Below are 18,486 nucleotides of genomic sequence, written 5' to 3'. Positions count from 1 at the left end.
AACGGCGTTCCATCAGAAGCGATAACGCAGGCTGGCGAACAATGAGCGGCCCTCGTCGCGGTAACAATAGCCGGCGGAGCAGATGGTCTTCTGGTTGTCGAACAGGTTCTTGGCGTTGACCTGCAGCTTGACGCCTTCCAGCTTCGGATTGCGGTAGCCGAAATCATAGGAGAGCGAGGCGTCGACGAAGGCGCGGGCGCTGTTCTTGAATGTGTTGGTGTCGTCGCCATAGCTCGAACCGGCGACGCGCACGCCCGTGCCCAGCCCCAGCCCTTCCAGCGTGCCATTCTCGAACTGATAGTGGCCCCACAGCGACAGGATGTGGTTCGGCGTCGCTGATAGCTCCTTGCCATCGGTTCCTTCGGCGCCCTGCTCGATCCTGACGCGAAGATACGTATAGGAAGCGATGAAGCTGAAGCCGTTGTCGAGCGAGGCATTGGCTTCCAGTTCAACGCCACGCGAGTTCAGGTCGAGCTGGCGCTGCTTGTTGATGCCGGTCGAGGCGTCGAAGACGACGCCGTCCTTCTGGTCGATGTCGAACAGCGCGGCGCTGACGGTCGCATTGTAATTCGGGATCTCGTATTTGACGCCGATCTCCCTCTGCGTGGCGATGGTCGGGCGGGCGACGCGGCCGACGGGGCTGGTAACGTCGTCATAGACGAAACCGATGTTGGGCGAGAACGAGGTCGAATAATTGACATAGGGCGTGATGCCCCATTCGGTCTGGTAGGACAGGCCGAGACGGCCGGAAAAGGCGCTGTCCTTCTGCTTCGACGTGCTGTAGTCGGCCGCGGTGGAGGTCGTGTCGACCCAGTCGTAGCGGCCGCTGGTGAACAGGGTGAAGTCGTTCCACTCCATCTGGTCGTGCAGATAGACGCCGAGCTGGTTCATCTGCTGGCCGCCGGAGTGGGGAACCGGCATCGCCTTGATGTCGTCGACCGAGACATAGGACAGACCGCTGGCGGCATCATAGTCCGACCAGGCATAGTCGACGCCGCCGACGGCGATGTGCCTGACCGCGCCGGTGTCGAACTCGAACTGCGCCATGTTGTCGACGACGAAGTTCTTCATGGTCTCGGTGTAGTGGCCCCAGTAGCGCTTCAGGTCGGCACCGTCCGGATAGTGGCCGCTGTATTCGATGTCGCTGTCGACGGCGTTGTAGCGCAGGTTCTGGCGCACCGTCAGCACATCGCTGAAACGATGCTCGAACTCGTAGCCGATGCGGCCCTGGGTCTGGTCGAAATCGTTCCAGGCCGGATCGCCCTCATAGACGTCGGACAGCACGCCATAGCCTGAATTGTAGAAGGCGGCCGTGCCACCGGCGACCGATTTCGAATATTCGCCAAGAATGGTGAGCTTGGTGTCCTCGTCCGGCTTGAAAGTGACGGCCGGCGCCAGATACATCTTGTCGTCGGAATAGCCCGACAATTCGGTATCGCTTTTGCGGCCGAGGCTGGTGAAGCGATAGAGGATTGTGCCGTCCTCGTTCACGGGCCCGGAAGCGTCAAGGGCTGCCTGAAACCGGTTGTGCTCGCCGGCGAGCAGTTCGATCTCTCGGTAGGGCTCATCCTTGGGGCGCTTGGTGACGACGTTGACGATGCCGCCGGGACCGCTGACGCCGTAGAGCGACGATGCCGGGCCTTTCAGGATGGTGACACCCTCGATGCCGTAGGGCTCTGTCCTGAACCAGGCCGAGGGGCCGTTGTACTGGCGCAGCCCATCGCGGAACATGCCGTTGTAGAAGGCCTGGAAGCCGCGCAGGAAAAACGCGTCGTAGCGGGTGTCGAAGCCGAAACTGTTGGGATTGGCGCTGGCCGTGTAGCCGAGCGTTTCGTTCAGGGTGCGCGGCTTCTGGTCCTCGATCTGCTTCTGCGTCACCACCGAAATGGCCTGCGGAATCCTGGCGAGCGGCGTGTCGGTCTTGGTGCCGATGCGGTCCTTCTTGGCGACATAGCCATCCTGCTTCAGGATTTCGTTGCTCTGCGCGGTGACCTCGATGTTGCCGAGCATGCTGGACGTTTCGCTGTCCTGCGCATGTGCAGCGCCTGACTGGCCAAGCATTGCCGCACTGCCCAGCAATGAGATCCCCAGGCGCCATGTCGTCAGCCTTGTTCGCATCAACTCGTCTCCACCGTCTCATGCTTGATTGCGTCCCCGCGTTCTCAAATATGAGTATGTGAGTCAAGTATTTTTTCCCCGCGACGGCCCAAGCTGGCATGGGCCGTTGCAGAGCGGCATCGCTGATAGATTCGACTGAACGATTTTGAGCTTCTGGGGCGGCGGCTTTGCCTACTGCCTGACGCTTCTCGCCACCAGCCGCGCGACGCTCGGGCCGACCAGCAGCACGATCAGGAAGCGTGCCGATTGCAGCGCCATGACAAACGAGATGTCGACGTTCTGCGCGGCGGCGGCGATGATGGCGATGCTGTCCATGCCGCCGGGGCTGGTCGCCAGATAGGCGGTCAGCGGATCGATGCCCAAGAGATGGCTGATCATGAAGGCAAGGCCGCCGCAAAAGGCGATCAGCGCCACGATCGAGGCGATGATCTGCGGCAGAGCGCGCGTCGCATGGCGCAGGATCGGCCTGGTGAAGTTCAGGCCGATCGACCAACCGACCATCGCGTAACTCACAGCGAGCAGCCATGGCGGCAATTGCATCTCCACGCCCAAGCCGAGATGGACGACAGTGCCGAAGATGAAGGTGCCGAGGAAGAAGGGCGAGGGCAGCCGGCAAAGCTTTCCCGATAGGCCGCCGACAAGCGCGATGCCGATGGTGGCGGCGAAGGCTTGGGCATCGATCGGCGGAAACCAGATGATGGCGGGGATTTCGATGCCCGATGTGTCGACCCACATCTTGGCAACGAGTGCTGCCGTCATCGAGACGAAGATGACGCGCAGATATTGCATGAAGGCGACGAGACGCTGGTCGGCGCCGAAGGCACCGGCCATCAGCACCATGGCGGTGGCCGCACCCGGCGACGAGCCCCAGACGGCGGTGGTGCCTGGCAGGATGCGCCAGCGGCTGATCAGCCAGCCGAGCAGGCTGGAGGCGGTGACGGTCGCCACCACGACGCCGAGAAACAGCGGCCATTCCCGGTAGAAGACCGGAAAGATGTCGGCCGAGATCGACGCGGCGACGAGGCAGCCGACGATCGCCTGGGCGGCGCCGAACGCAAGGCGCGGCACGCGCACCGTGGCGCCGTTGGTGCCGGCGACGATGGCCGCCAGCATCGGCCCGATCAGCAGCGCCGCCGGCAGGGCGGCGAGTTCCAGCGCGCCGGCGAACAGCAGGGAAACGACCAGCAGGGCCAGCCATTGCCAGAGCTTGCGCATCCGCGCCATGCGCTCGAGTGTGGGCAGGTCCGGCGATGGCTGCTCGGCTGAGGAATCCATGTTTCGGTCTTAGACTCGAACCGGGACGATGCGAACCCCGCTACGCCGAAAAAGGAAGCTGTGTGATGCGCGGCCTCTCAGTTAGCGAGAGGTATGCTGGTCAAATCTTCCGGGTAGGACCGTGGTCGCGGACGACCATAGTCCGTCCTCAGCAAACGTCTTCCACTGGGTGTCGAGTGATCGTTTCACGCGTTGGCGCCGAACAGTTGCTCGACCTCTCCGTCACCCATGCGATCGAAATCGTCGGGGACGGAAAACTGGCCGGCCATAAAACCGATCCGTCGCGCCTGCGCCGATGCAGGCTGGTCGATCGGCACGACTTTGACCAATGGTTTGCCCGCCTTGGCGATGATGAACGGCTCACCTTTGGCGGCCTGGTCAACGAGACGTGAAAGATTGGCCTTTGCATTGTGAATGTTCACGGTCTGCATCGCAGTTGGCTCCGTTGGCATGGCGCCGTCTGTCCTGGTCAGCCAGTCTTCCCGTCGGCCAGGCCGAAGCCGCCAACGGGGTGGGTCTCGACCTGGAATTCAAAACCGGCGATGAACGGTCGCGCCTTGGCGATCGTCGCCTGGACTTCCGGAAGCTGCAGCGACGCCTTGTGGCTTTCGGCGTCGATCCACACTTCGGTCACCCAGATCGCATCGGCATCCGCGGGGTCGCGGGCGATGATGTAGTTCAGGCAACCCGGCAGGGCGCCGGTGCTGGCACGCAGGAGGTCGATGACCGCGTCGCGCTGGCCGCGTGCCGCCCGCATCTTGCCGATCAGTCCGTACATTCCGTTGTCTCCCTTTGAGGTTTTCGACAAGAACATGCAGATCGCCAGTATGCCGATAGCCGCTCAAGGCATCAACTGGCCGCCATTCACCTCGATCACCTGGCCGGTGATGTAGCCGCTCAAAAGATCGGAAGACAGGAACAGATAGGCGCCGACGCAATCCTGCGCCGTGCCGGCACGTCCCTGCGGAATGGTGGCGATCATGCCCTTCATCTGCTCGTCGGTCGAATAGCGCTCGTGGAACGGCGTGAGAATGGTGCCGGGCGCCACCGCGTTGACGCGGATGCCGAAGCCGATGAGCTCCTTGGCCATGCCGCGCGTCACATTGGAGACGAAAGCCTTGGCCGAGCCATAAAGTCCGGCGCCGCCGCCGGCACCATTGCGCGCGGCGATCGACGAGGTGTTGACGATGAAGCCGCCCTGTTTCTTCAGCCACGGGATCGCCTTGCGCGAGGCGGTCAGCACCGAACGCGCGTTGAGATCCATCACCGCGTCGTAATGCGCTTCGGTCTGCTCGGCATAGGGCACGCGGCCAAGCATGCCGCCGGCATTGTTGACCAGCCCGTCGAGGCGGCCGAAATACTGCGCGCTCTCCTCGACGACGTGTTCGACATCGGCGGCAACGGAGAAATCGCCCTGGACGAGAAACACCTCGCCGCCCTTGTCGGCGATCGTCAGGCCGAGCTTCTCGGCGGCGTCGCGGCTCGAGTTGTAATGCAGCGCCACCTTGCATTTCTGCGCGGCATAAGCCAGCGCGAGCGCTGCGCCGATGCCGGTCGACGCACCGGTGACCAGCACCGCCTTGCCGGCAAGATCGGGTATGCTGAGCGTGGTGGTGGCTGGCACTGTTCTTCCTCCGGGATTTCGGCCCGTCCTTCGTAGGCCCTTGCCACCCCGGTGTTCAAGCCTCAGGGGCGCAGATAGGCGTAGCCCTGGCCTTGCAGTTCGGCGAGCTTGACGACGCCGCCCTTGTCGGCGGCATGGAAACCGGCGAGCAGGTCGGCGAGTGAAATATCCATGCCTTGCATGGTGTTGGCGCAGGCATGGGATTCCAGCCCCTGCTGCACCAGGCCGGCGAAGCGCCCGGAAATCGCGGCCGATATGCCTTTCGACTTGAAGGCCGCCAAGGCAGGACCTTGCACGACCAGCACGATGTCGACATTGCCGCCGGTACCGTCATAGTGGTTCTTGATGTTGCCGAGCACGAAGTTGACCTTGTCGACGTCGCTCAAGTGATAGGCGACCTTTTGCCGGGCCGGCTCCGTTACCGCTGCGGCCTGCACCGCCCGCAGGCCAAGAAGCGTTCCGGTTCCGGCAACAACCGCGCGGAACATTTCGCGCCGGCGCATGGCATCCTCCTCGGCTTGGCGGCCCACCGCGAATTGCGTGGCTGCGGCCGCAATACTAGCATAAATTGACGTGGCGTCCTGTCGATGCGGAGGAGAGATCACATGGCGTTCGGGGTAGGGGAATGGAAGACAGTCGCCGGCGCCGGGTTTGGCGCGGCGCTGCTTGCCACTCTTGCCGGCTCGGCCTTCGCCGATGATGCACTCAAGCTCACAGAACTCAGTCCTAGCGGCACTGACGCCTGTTTCGGCCGCGTCTATGATGCAGCGCATCTAAAGGCGCACCCGAAGCAGAAGGTGGCGCGGATCTTCTTCTACTACGGCCATGATCCGGTCAGCCGGCCGAATGAAGAGCCGACCGTGAATTCCGACACATCCTACAATGCCTTCATCGCCACCTCCGTGCGCGGGGCCAAGGCGCCGGAATGGGCCGGCGGCTGGTGCAATCATGCGTCGGAGGACGGCAAGGCAGGCGCCATCCATTGCGGTATGGAGTGCGACCGGACGCTTGCGTCGCTGAAAGTCGACGACAAGGGCCGGCTGTTCCTCTCGGAGCTGCAGCCCGACATCTATCTCGATGCCGATTCGGAAGAGGAGTTGGGCGCAGCGGAATATGACAGGCAGGCGCTGGGTTCGGAGGACGATAATTTCCGCCTCGACCCAATGCCGGCCGCGACCTGCAAGGCGGAGTTCGCGCGCATCGATCCAGTCGACCCCGCGCTTGGGCCGCCTCTGCGCGAACGGCTGAAGCCGGACCAGGCGTTCTGCTATGGGCGCGACTACGATGCAGCGCATCTCGGCTCGCACCCCGATCAACTGACGCAATCGATCCGGGTTTTCCGCGGCCCGGTCGAACTGGCGTCGTTTGCGTCAGGGAGCGATGCCGGCAACTGGCCTGATGGCGCCGACATTGCCATCTCGGTTACCACGCGGCAGAAATCGGCGAAGATCACGCAGACCTATTCCTGCCAGGGCGAGGCCGACCAGTGGCGCTGCGCGGCAAGTTCGAAGATGAGCGACTTCTCCTGCGACATCGCGCAGAAGGAGATTTTCCTCAAGCGCGGCGCCGATGGCACGATGATGTTGGCCAACCCCAACAGCGCACTCGCGATCGTCGATCTGTGCTCGAAGGCCGCCGACGGCAAGACCAAATCCGACGACAAGGTCTATCGGCTGCAGCCAATGCCGCAATCGGCCTGCGCGCCGTGAGTATCTCTGGAGGGGCGAATGGATAAGGCAAAGGTCTTTTGGTCTGGCCGATCGCAAGCGGTACGCTTGCCCAAGGAGTTCCGTTTTGAAACAGACGAGGTATCAATCCGCCGCCAAGGCCGAACGATCATCCTCGAGCCGCTTGTGCAGGACTGGGCTTGGCTGGACGGTTTGACCGGGCCGCTTGACGACGATTTTGTCGAGGCAGCTTTGGAAGGCCGATAGAGACTGGCTCATCGGCACAGAAGTTTTCGCGGTACGCCTGTCGCTTCGTCATCCTATGGCGGAGCCAGGAGCGAAGCGACGCGGCGCAGACCCCTGGAGCTGCTCCGCAGCCCAAGGGATCCATGCCGTGACATCCGAGCGCTGCTGCGGTGCAGAATTGTGTTCCGCTGCACTTCACGGCCAAGGTCGCGGCGTGGATCCTCGGGTCTCCGCGACGGAGCTTCGCTCCTGCTTGCTCCGCCCGTGGATGACGAAGTCGAGAGGCTTCGGCTAATTTTCCAGGGTTGTGACGGGAGACCGCCTCAAGCGAACGGCACCGCCGTCGTGCCCTTGGGCAGCTTGGCCTCGTCGTCGGGCTCGACGTGGATGGTGACGCGCACCGAGGGGATCTCGGCCTTCAGGGCGTCCTCGATGCGGTCGCAGATGACATGGCTGGCGCCGACCGACATGTCGGCGTCGACGACCAGATGGAACTCGATGAAGGTGGCTCGGCCGGCGATGCGGGTCTTGAGGTCGTGTACCTCGAGCGCGCCCTTGCAATTGGCCGAGATGACGTCGCGGATGCGCATGTGCTCCTGGGTGTCGACGGCGCGGTCCATCAGGCCGTTCATCGATGAGCCGATGACATGCCAGCCCTGCCACAGGATGTTCAGCGCCACGAGGACGGCGAGCGCCGGATCGAGGATCTGCCAGCCGGTCAGGATCGCGCCGACGAGGCCGCCGAAGACGCCGATCGAGGTCACCACATCGGTCATGATGTGGTGACCGTCGACGACCAGTGCTGGTGACTTCTCGGCCCGACCGGCGCGGATCAGCGTCCAGGCCCAGAAGGCGTTGATGACCGTGGCGACGCCGTTGACGGCAAGACCTTCCCAGGGCTGTTCGAGCGGCGCCGGGGTCTGCCAGGAACGCCAGACCTCGTTGAGGATCAAAAGGGCGGCGAGCACGATCAGCACGCCTTCCAGCACCGCCGAGAAATATTCGGCCTTGTGGTGGCCGAAGGGATGGTCCTGGTCGGCCGGCTTGTAGCTGACCTGGATCGCCCAGAAGGCGGCGGCCGAGGCGATGACGTTGACGATCGATTCCAGCGCGTCCGAATAGAGCGCGACGGAGCCGGTGACGTACCAGGCGACGAGCTTCAGGCCGAGCACGATTGCGGCAATGATGATCGACCAGAAGGCAAGGTTGGCGACCTTGCGCTTCGCGGCCGCCTTGGCCGCGATCGCCATTGTGTCCTCGGTTTCGGCCATGATTGTCAGGCGGCCTTTTCCTTGGCCTTGCGCGGCAGGTGGGCGACGATGTTCTCGATGATGCGCATGCCGGCATTGTGGCCGAGCGTCATGATCGATTCCGGGTGGAACTGCACAGCGGCGATCGGCTCCTTGCGGTGCTCGAAGGCCATGATGACGCCGTCCTCGGTTTCCGCCGTGACGATGAAATCGTCGGGCAGCCGCACCGGGTCGGCAAAGATCGAATGGTAGCGGCCGACGGTGACCTCCTTGGGCAGGCCGGAGAAGATGATGCCCGGCTTGGAGACGCGGATGCGCGACGGCTTGCCGTGCATCGGCACGTGCAACTGCCTGAGTTCGCCGCCATAGGCCTCGGCCAGCGCCTGCAGGCCGAGGCAGACGCCGAAGATCGGCAGATCGCGAGCGCGCGCTCGTCTGATGGTTGCGGCGCAATCGAAGTCCTTCGGCGTGCCGGGGCCGGGCGACAGCACGACGAGGTCGGGCTTCAGCCGTTCGAACACTTCCTCCGGCACCGGCGTGCGCACGGTCGAAACATTGGCGCCGGTCTGGCGGAAATAATTGGCCAGCGTGTGGACGAAACTGTCCTCATGATCGACGAGCAGGATGTTGACACCGTCGCCGACGCGCGCGGTGGTGCGCTCGGTGCTGGCGGAATTGCCTGTCTTGGCGTCGCGGATGGAGGAGAGCATGGCGGATGCCTTCAGTTCGGTCTCGGCTTCTTCTTCCTCGGGAATGCTATCGAAGAGCAATGTGGCGCCGGCGCGCACTTCGGCAATACCGTCCTTGATGCGGATGGTGCGAAGGGTGAGGCCGGTGTTCATGTCGCCGTTGAAGTTGACCATGCCGATCGCGCCGCCATACCAGGCGCGCGGGCTCTTTTCGTTCTGTTCGATGAAGCGCATGGCCCACAGTTTCGGCGCGCCGGTGACGGTGACCGCCCAGGCATGAGACAGGAAGGCGTCGAAGGCATCCATGCCCTCACGCAGCCGGCCTTCGATGTGATCGACCGTGTGGATCAGGCGCGAATACATCTCGATCTGGCGCCGGCCGATGACGCGCACCGAACCCGGCTCGCAGACCCGCGACTTGTCGTTCCGGTCGACGTCCGAACACATGGTCAGTTCGGATTCGTCCTTCTTGGAGTTGAGCAGTTTCAGGATCTGCTCTGAGTCCGAAATGGCATCGTCGCCGCGCTTGATGGTGCCCGAGATCGGGCAGGTCTCGACGCGGCGGCCGTTGACGCGCACGAACATTTCGGGCGAGGCACCGATCAGATATTCGCCTTCGCCCAGATTGATGAAGAAGGAATAGGGCGAGGGGTTGATCGACTTCAGCTTGCGCGAAATCTCGGATGGCTGCGTCTCGCAGCGCTCGTAGAACATCTGGCCGGGGACGACCTCGAACAGGTCGCCGCGCTTGAACGAATCCATCGCCTTGCGCACCAGATTGGCATATTCGCCAGGTTCATGGTCGCCGCGGGGCGGGATCCGGTCGGGGCTCTTGAACGGCTCGGCGATTTCGTCGCGCGGCAGCCCCTCCGTCGAGAACCCGTCGCCGGCATAGTCGTAGCGGTCGGTCCAGGCCTTGGCTGAATAATGGTCGACGACGAGGATCTCGTCGGGCAGGAACAGCACCAGGTCGCGCTGGCTTAGCTTGCGCTCGAGCTTGTAGTCGACCGGGTCGAACTGGAAGGCGAGATCGTAGCCGAAGGCACCGTAGAGGCCGAGATTGGCGTCTTCCTCGGTCTTGAATAGAGCGGTGATGGCACGCAGCAAGGTGAAGACCGAAGGGACGCGGCTGCGCTCCTCCTCGGTGAAGACCCGGCCGGGCTTGGCGACGTCAAGGCGGATCAGTTTCTTCGACGTTTCGGCGATGGTCACGTCGGCCAGGTCGCCCAGCGCCTTGCCGATGACCGGTAACAGCGCCTCGCCACGGCGGTTCAGCGCCTCGATGCGCATGGCGCGGCCACGCGCCGAGATGACCAGCGGCGGGTCGATGATGGCGGTGTCCCAGCGCGTGTAGCGGCCGGGATATTCGTAGTTGGAGGAAAATACCGCACCCCGGCGCGAATTCAGGCCGTCGACGTAAGCGTCGATCGCGCCCGCATAGGGCCGGTCGTGGCGCTCGCGGGTGATGGTCACGCCACCCGCGGTCACGAAACTTTCCGCCCCGTTATCCAGAACCTTCATCGTCATTTCCGTCTCCATCAGCTTCTTTGGGGCAACGGACCCGGGAATGGCTTGGAAAAAACAAATGGCCGCCCGGACTTTCCGTTGCGGCCACCCTCTCTTTTCACGCGCACGTGTTCGAACAGGCCGCTGTCAGCAGGCCCACCACCAAATGGTCTTGGTCGAACGCATGTTCATCGCGAAATCCATAGCTGCGAAAGGGAGGATACGCAACAGGTTTGAAAAGCCTGTCCGGTGGCCGCAGCTTCTGCATCTCATGGCACATCGCCAGAGCCGACCGTGCGGCCTAGATTGTTCATCCAACAGCAGGAACATGGGAAACACCGATGACCGAGCAAATCGAGCGCGCGCGCACGTTCCATTCCCTCCACGTCAAGGGAAACCCGATCGTCCTCTACAATGCCTGGGATCCGGGCTCGGCCAAGATCGTCGAGAAAGCAGGCGCCAAGGCGATCGCCACCGGAAGCTGGCCAGTGGCGGCTGCGTTCGGATATGCCGATGGCGAGAAGATCCCGCTGGAGCTGGCACTCGACAACATCAGGCGCATTGTCGGGTCGGTCGACCTGCCGGTGACCATGGACCTCGAGGGCGGTTATGGTATCGCTCCGGAAGCCGTCGCCCATACTGTGACGCTTGCCTTGCAAGCAGGCGCCATCGGTTTCAATTTCGAAGATCAGATTGTCGGCGGCACTGGCCTGCACGACATTGCCGTGCAGGTGAAACGCATCGAGGCCGCGGCGGCCGCCGTCAGGGAATCGAGTATACCGGCTTTCCTCAACGCCCGGACCGACATCTTTCTCAAGGCCAAGCCGGATGCGCATGACAAGGCGCTGCTCGATCAGGCGATCGAACGGGCGCGGGCCTATGAAAAGGCCGGAGCGAGCGGCTTTTTCGCGCCGGGTCTTGGCGATGAGGGCCTCATCGAGGCGCTCTGTAAGGCAATCGCGTTGCCGGTCAACATCATCGCGCTGGCGCATGTGCCGCCGCGCCAGCGGCTGGCTGAACTCGGCGTCGCCCGCATCAGCCATGGCCCGGTGCCTTACCGGCAGATGGCGGAATGGCTGGAGGCCAAGGCGCGGCAGGCTATTTCGGGCTAGGCGGGTGATGCTGCATTCAACGGGTTTGGGATTGGCCGAAGCCTCGCAACTTCGTCATTCTAGGGTCTGCGCCGCGTCGCTTCGCTCCTTGCTTCGCCCTAGAATGACGAAGCTATGGAGTGCTTCGGCAAACTACGAGGCAAAGCTTCCTCAATCCTCCAGCGTTCCCGACCTGGCGTCGGCGCTCTTCCTGTCGCCGACCAGCTTGAGCAGGTCTTCGCCGGCGCGGATGATGCGGCGCGAGCGGCGGGTCAGGATGATGCCGTCCTGCGGCGCGAAGACTTCGGTACGGCCATCGGCTTCGCCCGGCGCGTGGACGATAGTGGCGAGGCGCGCGCCCCTGGCGACGCGGTCGCCGGGCTTTACATCGTAGAGCACTGCGCCTCCCCGCGGTGCGGGCATCATGTCGATGTTTTCCAGCGGAGCGACGACGCCGGTGAACGGACCGGGCGCGGGCAGGGTGGTGTCGGCGATCACGCCGCGCGCCACCAGCAGCCGGTAGAGCCCTTCGGCGTCGGAGGCGGCCAAGGCGTCGTCGACATCGAGGATGCCGCGATATTCGACCGTGGTGGCGACGCGTCGGTCGAGTTTCGCCATGTCAGCGGGAACGTTCTGGTAGGGCATGATCGAGGCGCCCTCGAACGTGCCATCGGTGTCTTCGCTCCACAGCACGACCGCATCGACGCCCATGGCGGCGGCGCAATCGGCCATTGCCGGCCATAGGCTGGTGTGGACGTAGAGATAGGCGAGGCCCTCGTCGTCGCAGTGCAGGTCGAGAACGATGTCATGGCCGAGCGATAGCTGCACCAGCCGGCTCTTCAGCCGCTGGTCGACGTTGCCAAGGCTGGTGTCGGGCAAGAGGGCGGCTTCGGGTGCGGCGAGCAGCGGAAAACCGCGGTTGAAATTGGTGCGCGTGCCCAGATGGAAGCGGCCCTGGTGCTCGCCGAAATGATACTGCGCGCGACCGATCGGGTTGGCCCAGGGCACGATGGTGAGGTTGCCCTTGATGCGGCCTTCAGCCTCCGCCTTGTTGAGTATCGGCATCAGCGCGTCGATAGCGACGACGCCCGGCAATTCACCGGCATGGAGCGCTGCCTGCAGATAGGCGGATGGGGCGGCCTTGTCCGCGCCCGCGAAGCGGAACAGCGGAAATTCGTAGGAAACGCCTTCGCTTTCGCCGGCGATGCGCTCGATCGATTTCTGCATGACTTTCTCCATCAAGAGCATGAGACATGCCCGTTTGAAGACGCCGATGTCGATTGGTCCAGCCTGCCGCGCTATAGGCGCAAGAGGTTACCCTGCGGGAGCCGGAAGAGGGATGACCGGCATGCGCCGGTCCAGCGCCTGCGACAGCACGGCAACGGTGACCGCCAACAGGGCAAGTGCTGCGCCGACCAGCGGCAAATTGGCATAGGAAACACCGGCGGAAAGGGCCACACCGCCGATCCAGGCGCCGCTGGCATTGCCGACATTGAAGGCGCCCTGGTTCAGCGTGGCGGCAAGGTTCGGTCCGTCGGAAGCCGCCTCGACGACGCGGATCTGCAACGGTGGCACGACGACGAAGATGAGCAGGCCCCAGAGGAAGACGATGCCGATGGCAACGCTTGCTATCGCTCCGAACTGCATGAAGCCGACAAACAGCAGCGCCAGCAACAGCAGGGTGCCGATGACCGTTGGCATCAGTTTCCAGTCGGCAAGCCTGCCACCGATGATGTTGCCGATGGTCATGCCGGCGCCGAACAGCAGCAGCACCCAGGTGACCGCAGAGGTGGATAGGCCGGATACGTCGGTCAAATAGGGTTTGATGTAGGTGAAAACGGTGAACAGGCTTGCGGAGGTCAGCGCCGCGATCAGCATGGCCAGCCAGACCTGCAGCTTGCCCAGCACGCGCAACTCGCCGCGCAGGCCGCCACCGCTCGGTTCGGCGACGCCGGACGGCACCAGCCAGGCGATGGCAGCGACCGAGATCAGGCCGATGCCGACCACGGCAACGAAGGTGGCGCGCCAGCCGAAGGCTTCGCCAAGCGCCGTACCGGCCGGAACGCCGAGGATGTTGGCCAGCGTCAGGCCGGCGAACATCAGCGCTATCGCGCTGGCGCGCTTGTTGCGCGGCACCAGACTGGCGGCAACGACCGAGCCGATACCGAAGAAGGCGCCATGGCCGAAGGCGGTGAAGACGCGTGCGGCCATCAGCGTCCAGTAGTTGGGCGAGATGGCGCAAAACAGATTGCCGACGACGAACAGCACGGCGAGGCCAACCAGCACGGGCTTGCGCGGTAAATGCGCGGTGGCCATCGCAACGATCGGGGCGCCGAAGACAACGCCCAGCGCATAGCCGGTGACGAGCAGGCCCGCAGAGGGGATGGACACGCCGAGATCGGCGGCGACCTCCGGCAGCAGGCCCATGATGACGAATTCGGTGGTGCCGATGCAGAAGGACGCAATGGCAAGCGCAAGGATCGGCAAGGGCATGGGGCGTCCAGGCTGAATCGGTTCAAATTGAGACTGCGCGAAGGACGCCACCGTTCGCAAGTTGCATTGCTGCATTGCAGCAATGCAGAAAAGAAGGGGGCTTTGAAATGGGTCGCCAACAGGCTGTCAGGCCAGCGGCTTCAGTTCCTGGGCAATGGTGGGCAGCAGTTCCGAGACATTCGGGTGAATGTGGACGGCACGCGCCAGCGTGTCGACGGGCGCCTTGGCGTACATCAGGTCGAGCACGCAATGCACCGCCTCGTCGCCACCGGGGCCAAGCACCGAGCAGCCGAGGATCTCCCTGGTGTCGGCATCGACCAGGATCTTCATGAAGCCTTGCGTCTCGCCCTTTTCGATGGCGCGGCCGACGCGGGTCATCGGCCGCTGGCCGACCAGTGCGCGACGGCCGGATTTCTTCACCGCGGCCTCGGTCATGCCGCAGCGGCCGAGCGGCGGGTCGATGTAGAGCGCATAGGCCTCGATGCGGTCGCTAACCTTGCGCGGGTCGTTGTCGAGCAGATTGGCGGCGACGATCTCGTAATCGTTGTAGGAGGTGTGGGTGAAGGCGCCCTTGCCGTTGCAGTCGCCCATCGCCCAGATGCCGGGCACGCTGGTGCGCAACTGGTCGTCGACGGTGACGAAGCCACGCCGATCGACCTCGACGCCGGCCTTTTCCAGGCCGAGGTCGTCGGTGTTGGGCGTCCGTCCGAGGGCCAGCAGCACATGCGATCCGACCGCCGGCGGTTTGCCGGCCGAGAAGGTCACTGCGATGCCCTTGCCCTGCTTCGCAAAGCTGATGTCGTCGGCACCTAGGTGAACGGCGATACTTTCGTTTTCGAGGATCGACAGGATGGCAGCCGAGACATCCTCGTCCTCGCGGCCGGTCAGGCGGAGGCTCTTCTCGATGACGGTGACTTCGCTGCCGAAGCGGCGGAACATCTGCGCGAATTCGAGCGAGACATAGCTGCCGCCGACGACGATGAGATGGCGTGGCAGCACGTCGAGATCCATCATCGAGGAATTGGTCAGGTAGTCGATGTCGTGGATGCCGGGCAGGTCGGGTACCGAGGCACGGCCGCCGGTGTTGAGGAAGATTTTTTCGGCGGTCAGGAGGTCGTCGCCGACGCGGACCGTGTTGGCGGATTCGAAGCGCGCATGGCCGCGATAGAGGGTGCAGCCCTTCATGCCGGCTATCCAGGTCTCGAGATTGGTGCGGGCGTCGATCGTCACCTTGTCCTTGCGCGCCTTGATCCTGGCATAGTCGACGCCGACGGGGCCGCCGAGCGTGACGCCATAGTCGGCCGCACGCCGCGCCAGGTGCGCGGCATAGGCGCTGGCGACCATGGTCTTGGTCGGCATGCAGCCGGTGTTGACGCAGGTGCCGCCGACCAGCTTGCGCTCGATCAGCGCCACGCTCATGCCGGCCGCACTCAGCCGGCCGGCCAGCGAAGGGCCGGCCTGTCCGGCGCCGATGACGATGGCGTCGAAGGCTTTTGCCGTCATGTCACCGCCGCCACGATCAGCAGGCCGCCGACGATCGCCACCGCGTCCTCTATGAAGGCGGCGGGAGGATCCTTGCCGAAGGCGGCTGCCAGCCGTCCGCGTGCTTCGGCGCCGCCCAGCGTGCCGATGACAGCGCCGATGGCGCCGGCTATCAGGCCGCCGACGGTGGCGCCGCCTGTCGCGCCGATCACCGCGCCGGTGAAAGCGCCCATGATGATGCGGGCGCCGAATTGCTGCGGCACCTTGCGGCTCGGCGTCGACGGCAGTTGGTCGGTGACCAGCTCGACGATGGCCAGGATGGTGAAGATGCCGACAGCGGCCCAGTGGCTCATGAAGCTCGCCCAGGTGCCGGCAACCGGCAGCCAGCCGAGCCAAGCGCCCCAGGCAACGGCGGCCGGTGCGGTCATGGCGCGAAGACCGGCAATGACGCCGATCAGAAGTGCGAGAATATACAGCATCGTCGATCCCCCTCGATCGCCGGGCCGGGACAGTCCGGCAAGAGCAGGCTAGCATAGGTCCGGCATTTGACCAGCGCATGACTGCGAAAAATCCGAATGGATTTGCGCGGGTGCTGCCGGGGCGCTGGCACTTTCCCGTTAACTGCAATTGTGCTTTGGCAGTGACGTCACATGGAGACATCGTCATGGCTGGAAGCGAACGCGCAAAAATGGCGGCTGGCCAATGGTACACGTGCCTCGACGACGAACTGGAGGTTTTGCGGGCGGCAGCGCGCGACGCGGTGTTCGAGCACAATTGCCTGCCGCCGCGGCAGCGCGGCGATCTCGAGCCAAGCCTGAAGGCGTTGCTCGGCAAGGCCGGTGAGGGCGTCCGCATCGAGGCGCCGTTCCACTGCGCCTATGGCTTCAACATCTTTCTCGGCGACGGCGTCTTTCTCAATGCTGGCTGCACTATCCTCGATACGGCGAGCGTGCGCATAGGCAAGGGAACGCTGCTCGGTCCCAATGTGCAGATCTACTGCGCCGAGCATCACAAGGAGGCCAGCGGGCGGCAAGCCGGACTGGAGATCGCCAGGCCGGTCGAGATCGGCGCCAATGCCTGGATCGGCGGCAGCGCGATCATCCTTGGCGGCGTCAGCATCGGCGAGGGCGCCATCGTCGGCGCGGGCGCGGTGGTGACGCGCGACGTGGCCGCGAACACAACGGTGGTCGGCAACCCGGCCCGGGCGGTCACGCGGGATTGAACGGGATCAGTGCAACAGGCCGTGCTCCATGTACTCGCTCCTGATCGGGCCGCCTGGAGAATTCGCGCCGGTATTGCGCCGGCGATGTCCTGAGCCGCGCGGCGAAATGCTGGCGCAGCGAGGTGGCGCTGCCGAAGCCGGCTTCGAACGCTACCATGTCCATCGACTTTTCCGTTGCCTCCAGCAGCCGCTGTGCCAGTTCGATCCGCTGGCCGGTCAGCCATTCGCCGAAACTGGTGCCGATCGATTTTTGAAAGCGACGGGTGAAGGTTCGCCTTGTCAGGCCGGCGGCATCGGCGACGCTGTCCAGGCTGTGCGTCTCGCCGAGCGTCGCGCGAACCGCGTCGAGGGCCTGGGTGAACCGGTCGGCGTCGGCGCTTCTTGCCACCGGATGCTCGATGAACTGCGCCTGCCCACCCTGCCGGTGCGGGGAAAGGACGATCTGGCGAGCGAGCCGCAGTGCTGCCTCCGCGCCATAGCGGGCGCGCACGATGTGGAGGCAGCAATCGAGGCCGGCGGCGACGCCGGCCGAAGTCACGACATCGCCATTGTCGACATAGAGCACCGTCGGGTCGACGACGATGTCGGGATGAAGTTTCTGCAGCTGCTCGGAATAGGCCCAGTGCGTCGCAGCCGCGCGCCCGGAAAGCAGTCCGGCAGCGGCAATGGCAAAGGTCCCAAGGCATAGGCCGACGATCAAAGCGCCGCGTTGATGAGCCCGGCGTAGCGCCTCCATCAGCAGCGGCGACGCCGGCTCGCCGAGATGATGCCAGCTTGGGATGATGACGATGTCGGCGCCGTCGAGTCCTTCGAGCCCATGCGGGGCGGCAACGGTCAAGCCGGCCTCGGTGTGGATCGGGCCGGCCTTGGCCGCGCAGATGCGGAAGTCGAAGCGCGGCAGGCCAAGCGCCGTCCTGTCCTCGCCGAACACCAGGCATGGCACGGAAAGATGGAACGGGCTGATGCCGTCGAAGGCGAGGACGGCAATGATCGGGTCGGTCATGGGTGCTTCCAGCGAGTGAGCACGGATTGTCCCAATTCTTTCGAATGATGTCAATCGGGCCACTTTCAGCGATCTGGCAACCCGCCTATCTTCGGCCCATCGCATTCAAGCCGGAAAGGAAAACACCATGTCTGACCCAGCCAACACCACGCCGCGCCGGGCGCTGATCGTCGTCGATGTGCAGAACGATTATGACGGCGGCAATCTCGCCATCCAGCATCCGCCATTCCGCGACAGCGTCGTCAATGTGGCACGGGCGATGGATGCGGCGACTGCTGCCGGCATCAAGGTGGTGGTCGTCAAGCAGATGGCGCCGGAGACATCGCCGATCTTCGCCAAGGGCAGCCATGGCGGCGAACTCCATCCCGAGATCGCCAGGCGCGAGCGCGACCACTATGTCGAGAAGAACCTGCCCTCCGCCTTCACCGGCACCGATCTGGAGGACTGGCTGCGCGCCAATGCCATCGATACGATCACGGTGGTCGGTTACATGACGCACAATTGCGACCTGTCGACCATCATCCACGCCGTGCATATGGGCTTTGCCGTCGAGTTCCTGTCCGACGCCACCGGCTCGGTGCCTTACGCCAACAGCGCCGGCTACGCCTCGGCCGAGGAGATCCACCGCGTGGTCACGATCATCCTGCAGTCGCGCTTCGCCGCCGTGCTCAAAACCGCCGAATGGGTCGAGTGCCTGAAGACCGGCGCGCTGCCGGAGCGCGACACGATCTACGGTTCCAACCAGCGGGCGCTGTCGCGCAGCGCCGCGTAGGGCTATCGGAAAACAGAAAGGGCGCCGCATCGCGGCGGCGCCCTTTTT

Annotated in this window: 18 protein-coding genes; 5 read left to right on the top strand and 13 right to left on the bottom strand. The window is 64.1% G+C overall.

All coding sequences use genetic code 11. The features are described from left to right. Positions 1-12: 12 nt before the first annotated feature. From NKJ06_RS07750 to NKJ06_RS07725, 6 genes are all read right to left on the bottom strand, one after another. Complete coding sequence (locus NKJ06_RS07750; RefSeq protein ID WP_352809515.1) at positions 13-2,118, bottom strand: TonB-dependent siderophore receptor; 2,106 nt, start codon at positions 2,116-2,118, stop codon at positions 13-15. 171 nt (positions 2,119-2,289) lie between these two features. After that, positions 2,290-3,393 carry an AbrB family transcriptional regulator gene (locus tag NKJ06_RS07745; protein WP_352809514.1) on the bottom strand — a complete coding sequence of 368 codons (1,104 nt, stop codon included), beginning with the start codon at positions 3,391-3,393 and terminating at the stop codon, positions 2,290-2,292. Between the two features lie 185 nt (positions 3,394-3,578). Beyond that, positions 3,579-3,824, bottom strand: a complete 246-nt coding sequence (locus NKJ06_RS07740; RefSeq protein ID WP_352809512.1) for a type II toxin-antitoxin system Phd/YefM family antitoxin — start codon at positions 3,822-3,824, stop codon at positions 3,579-3,581. Between the two features lie 38 nt (positions 3,825-3,862). Next, on the bottom strand, positions 3,863-4,171 hold the full coding sequence (locus NKJ06_RS07735; protein ID WP_352809511.1) for a putative quinol monooxygenase: 309 nt from the start codon (positions 4,169-4,171) through the stop codon (positions 3,863-3,865). A gap of 63 nt (positions 4,172-4,234) precedes the next feature. Beyond that, positions 4,235-5,017 (bottom strand): SDR family NAD(P)-dependent oxidoreductase, encoded by a 783-nt coding sequence (locus NKJ06_RS07730; RefSeq protein ID WP_352809510.1) that lies wholly within the window; start codon positions 5,015-5,017, stop codon positions 4,235-4,237. 62 nt (positions 5,018-5,079) lie between these two features. Beyond that, positions 5,080-5,520, bottom strand: coding sequence for a DsrE family protein (locus NKJ06_RS07725; RefSeq protein WP_352809509.1), 441 nt, complete (start codon positions 5,518-5,520; stop codon positions 5,080-5,082). Positions 5,521-5,622: 102 nt separating this feature from the next. Here NKJ06_RS07725 and NKJ06_RS07720 point away from each other — a divergent pair, with 102 nt between their 5' ends. After that, positions 5,623-6,726: a hypothetical protein gene (locus tag NKJ06_RS07720; RefSeq protein ID WP_352809508.1), complete on the top strand. Its 1,104-nt coding sequence runs from the start codon at positions 5,623-5,625 to the stop codon at positions 6,724-6,726. Positions 6,727-6,744: 18 nt separating this feature from the next. Then, on the top strand, positions 6,745-6,951 hold the full coding sequence (locus NKJ06_RS07715) for an antitoxin (protein ID WP_352809507.1): 207 nt from the start codon (positions 6,745-6,747) through the stop codon (positions 6,949-6,951). Positions 6,952-7,253: 302 nt separating this feature from the next. Here NKJ06_RS07715 and NKJ06_RS07710 read toward each other — a convergent pair whose 3' ends face one another. Together NKJ06_RS07710 and NKJ06_RS07705 are read right to left on the bottom strand one after the other, a co-directional pair. Continuing rightward, on the bottom strand, positions 7,254-8,201 hold the full coding sequence (locus NKJ06_RS07710; RefSeq protein WP_352627548.1) for a cation diffusion facilitator family transporter: 948 nt from the start codon (positions 8,199-8,201) through the stop codon (positions 7,254-7,256). Between the two features lie 5 nt (positions 8,202-8,206). Continuing rightward, entirely contained in the window at positions 8,207-10,396 is a 2,190-nt protein-coding gene (locus tag NKJ06_RS07705) for an anthranilate synthase (RefSeq protein ID WP_352627549.1), read from the bottom strand. Positions 10,397-10,716: 320 nt separating this feature from the next. Here NKJ06_RS07705 and NKJ06_RS07700 point away from each other — a divergent pair, with 320 nt between their 5' ends. Continuing rightward, complete coding sequence (locus tag NKJ06_RS07700; RefSeq protein ID WP_352627550.1) at positions 10,717-11,487, top strand: isocitrate lyase/PEP mutase family protein; 771 nt, start codon at positions 10,717-10,719, stop codon at positions 11,485-11,487. 150 nt (positions 11,488-11,637) lie between these two features. Here the strand turns inward: NKJ06_RS07700 and NKJ06_RS07695 are convergent, their stop codons facing one another. The 4 genes from NKJ06_RS07695 to NKJ06_RS07680 form a co-directional block, all read right to left on the bottom strand. After that, positions 11,638-12,693: a M14 family metallopeptidase gene (locus tag NKJ06_RS07695; protein WP_352627551.1), complete on the bottom strand. Its 1,056-nt coding sequence runs from the start codon at positions 12,691-12,693 to the stop codon at positions 11,638-11,640. A gap of 87 nt (positions 12,694-12,780) precedes the next feature. Further along, positions 12,781-13,959, bottom strand: coding sequence for an MFS transporter (locus tag NKJ06_RS07690; RefSeq protein WP_352627552.1), 1,179 nt, complete (start codon positions 13,957-13,959; stop codon positions 12,781-12,783). 126 nt (positions 13,960-14,085) lie between these two features. Further along, positions 14,086-15,462 carry an FAD-containing oxidoreductase gene (locus NKJ06_RS07685; RefSeq protein ID WP_352627553.1) on the bottom strand — a complete coding sequence of 459 codons (1,377 nt, stop codon included), beginning with the start codon at positions 15,460-15,462 and terminating at the stop codon, positions 14,086-14,088. Then, positions 15,459-15,920, bottom strand: coding sequence for a DUF4126 domain-containing protein (locus NKJ06_RS07680; protein WP_352627554.1), 462 nt, complete (start codon positions 15,918-15,920; stop codon positions 15,459-15,461). Before NKJ06_RS07680 ends, NKJ06_RS07685 begins: the two co-directional genes overlap by 4 nt. A 185-nt stretch (positions 15,921-16,105) precedes the next feature. Here NKJ06_RS07680 and NKJ06_RS07675 point away from each other — a divergent pair, with 185 nt between their 5' ends. Continuing rightward, positions 16,106-16,663 (top strand): sugar O-acetyltransferase, encoded by a 558-nt coding sequence (locus NKJ06_RS07675; RefSeq protein ID WP_352627555.1) that lies wholly within the window; start codon positions 16,106-16,108, stop codon positions 16,661-16,663. Here the strand turns inward: NKJ06_RS07675 and NKJ06_RS07670 are convergent. Next, positions 16,650-17,666: a GlxA family transcriptional regulator gene (locus tag NKJ06_RS07670; RefSeq protein WP_352627556.1), complete on the bottom strand. Its 1,017-nt coding sequence runs from the start codon at positions 17,664-17,666 to the stop codon at positions 16,650-16,652. The genes NKJ06_RS07675 and NKJ06_RS07670 overlap by 14 nt on opposite strands. Positions 17,667-17,793: 127 nt before the next feature. Between NKJ06_RS07670 and NKJ06_RS07665 the strand changes: the two genes are divergently transcribed. Further along, the gene (locus NKJ06_RS07665; RefSeq protein WP_352627557.1) at positions 17,794-18,438 is read left to right on the top strand and encodes a cysteine hydrolase family protein; all 645 of its coding nucleotides are present in this window, start codon (positions 17,794-17,796) and stop codon (positions 18,436-18,438) included. The last annotated feature ends 48 nt before the right edge of the window (positions 18,439-18,486 follow it).

It is taken from the genome of Mesorhizobium sp. M0293 (assembly GCF_040321735.1).
In the GTDB taxonomy this organism is placed as follows: Bacteria; Pseudomonadota; Alphaproteobacteria; order Rhizobiales; family Rhizobiaceae; genus Mesorhizobium.
The sequence above is the reverse complement of the archived record's forward strand: the minus strand, read 5'-3'. Positions and strand labels throughout refer to the sequence as shown.

Excerpts from the sequence above, each read along its gene's own strand:
- NKJ06_RS07750 (WP_352809515.1), bottom strand. The coding sequence starts at position 2,118 with ATGCGAACAAGGCTGACGACATGGCGCCTGGGGATCTCATTGCTGGGC.
- NKJ06_RS07745 (WP_352809514.1), bottom strand. The coding sequence starts at position 3,393 with ATGGATTCCTCAGCCGAGCAGCCATCGCCGGACCTGCCCACACTCGAG.
- NKJ06_RS07740 (WP_352809512.1), bottom strand. The coding sequence starts at position 3,824 with ATGCAGACCGTGAACATTCACAATGCAAAGGCCAATCTTTCACGTCTC.
- NKJ06_RS07735 (WP_352809511.1), bottom strand. The coding sequence starts at position 4,171 with ATGTACGGACTGATCGGCAAGATGCGGGCGGCACGCGGCCAGCGCGAC.
- NKJ06_RS07725 (WP_352809509.1), bottom strand. The coding sequence starts at position 5,520 with ATGCGCCGGCGCGAAATGTTCCGCGCGGTTGTTGCCGGAACCGGAACG.
- NKJ06_RS07720 (WP_352809508.1), top strand. The coding sequence starts at position 5,623 with ATGGCGTTCGGGGTAGGGGAATGGAAGACAGTCGCCGGCGCCGGGTTT.
- NKJ06_RS07715 (WP_352809507.1), top strand. The coding sequence starts at position 6,745 with ATGGATAAGGCAAAGGTCTTTTGGTCTGGCCGATCGCAAGCGGTACGC.
- NKJ06_RS07710 (WP_352627548.1), bottom strand. The coding sequence starts at position 8,201 with ATGGCCGAAACCGAGGACACAATGGCGATCGCGGCCAAGGCGGCCGCG.
- NKJ06_RS07705 (WP_352627549.1), bottom strand. The coding sequence starts at position 10,396 with ATGACGATGAAGGTTCTGGATAACGGGGCGGAAAGTTTCGTGACCGCG.
- NKJ06_RS07700 (WP_352627550.1), top strand. The coding sequence starts at position 10,717 with ATGACCGAGCAAATCGAGCGCGCGCGCACGTTCCATTCCCTCCACGTC.
- NKJ06_RS07695 (WP_352627551.1), bottom strand. The coding sequence starts at position 12,693 with ATGCAGAAATCGATCGAGCGCATCGCCGGCGAAAGCGAAGGCGTTTCC.
- NKJ06_RS07690 (WP_352627552.1), bottom strand. The coding sequence starts at position 13,959 with ATGCCCTTGCCGATCCTTGCGCTTGCCATTGCGTCCTTCTGCATCGGC.
- NKJ06_RS07685 (WP_352627553.1), bottom strand. The coding sequence starts at position 15,462 with ATGACGGCAAAAGCCTTCGACGCCATCGTCATCGGCGCCGGACAGGCC.
- NKJ06_RS07680 (WP_352627554.1), bottom strand. The coding sequence starts at position 15,920 with ATGCTGTATATTCTCGCACTTCTGATCGGCGTCATTGCCGGTCTTCGC.
- NKJ06_RS07675 (WP_352627555.1), top strand. The coding sequence starts at position 16,106 with ATGGCTGGAAGCGAACGCGCAAAAATGGCGGCTGGCCAATGGTACACG.
- NKJ06_RS07670 (WP_352627556.1), bottom strand. The coding sequence starts at position 17,666 with ATGACCGACCCGATCATTGCCGTCCTCGCCTTCGACGGCATCAGCCCG.
- NKJ06_RS07665 (WP_352627557.1), top strand. The coding sequence starts at position 17,794 with ATGTCTGACCCAGCCAACACCACGCCGCGCCGGGCGCTGATCGTCGTC.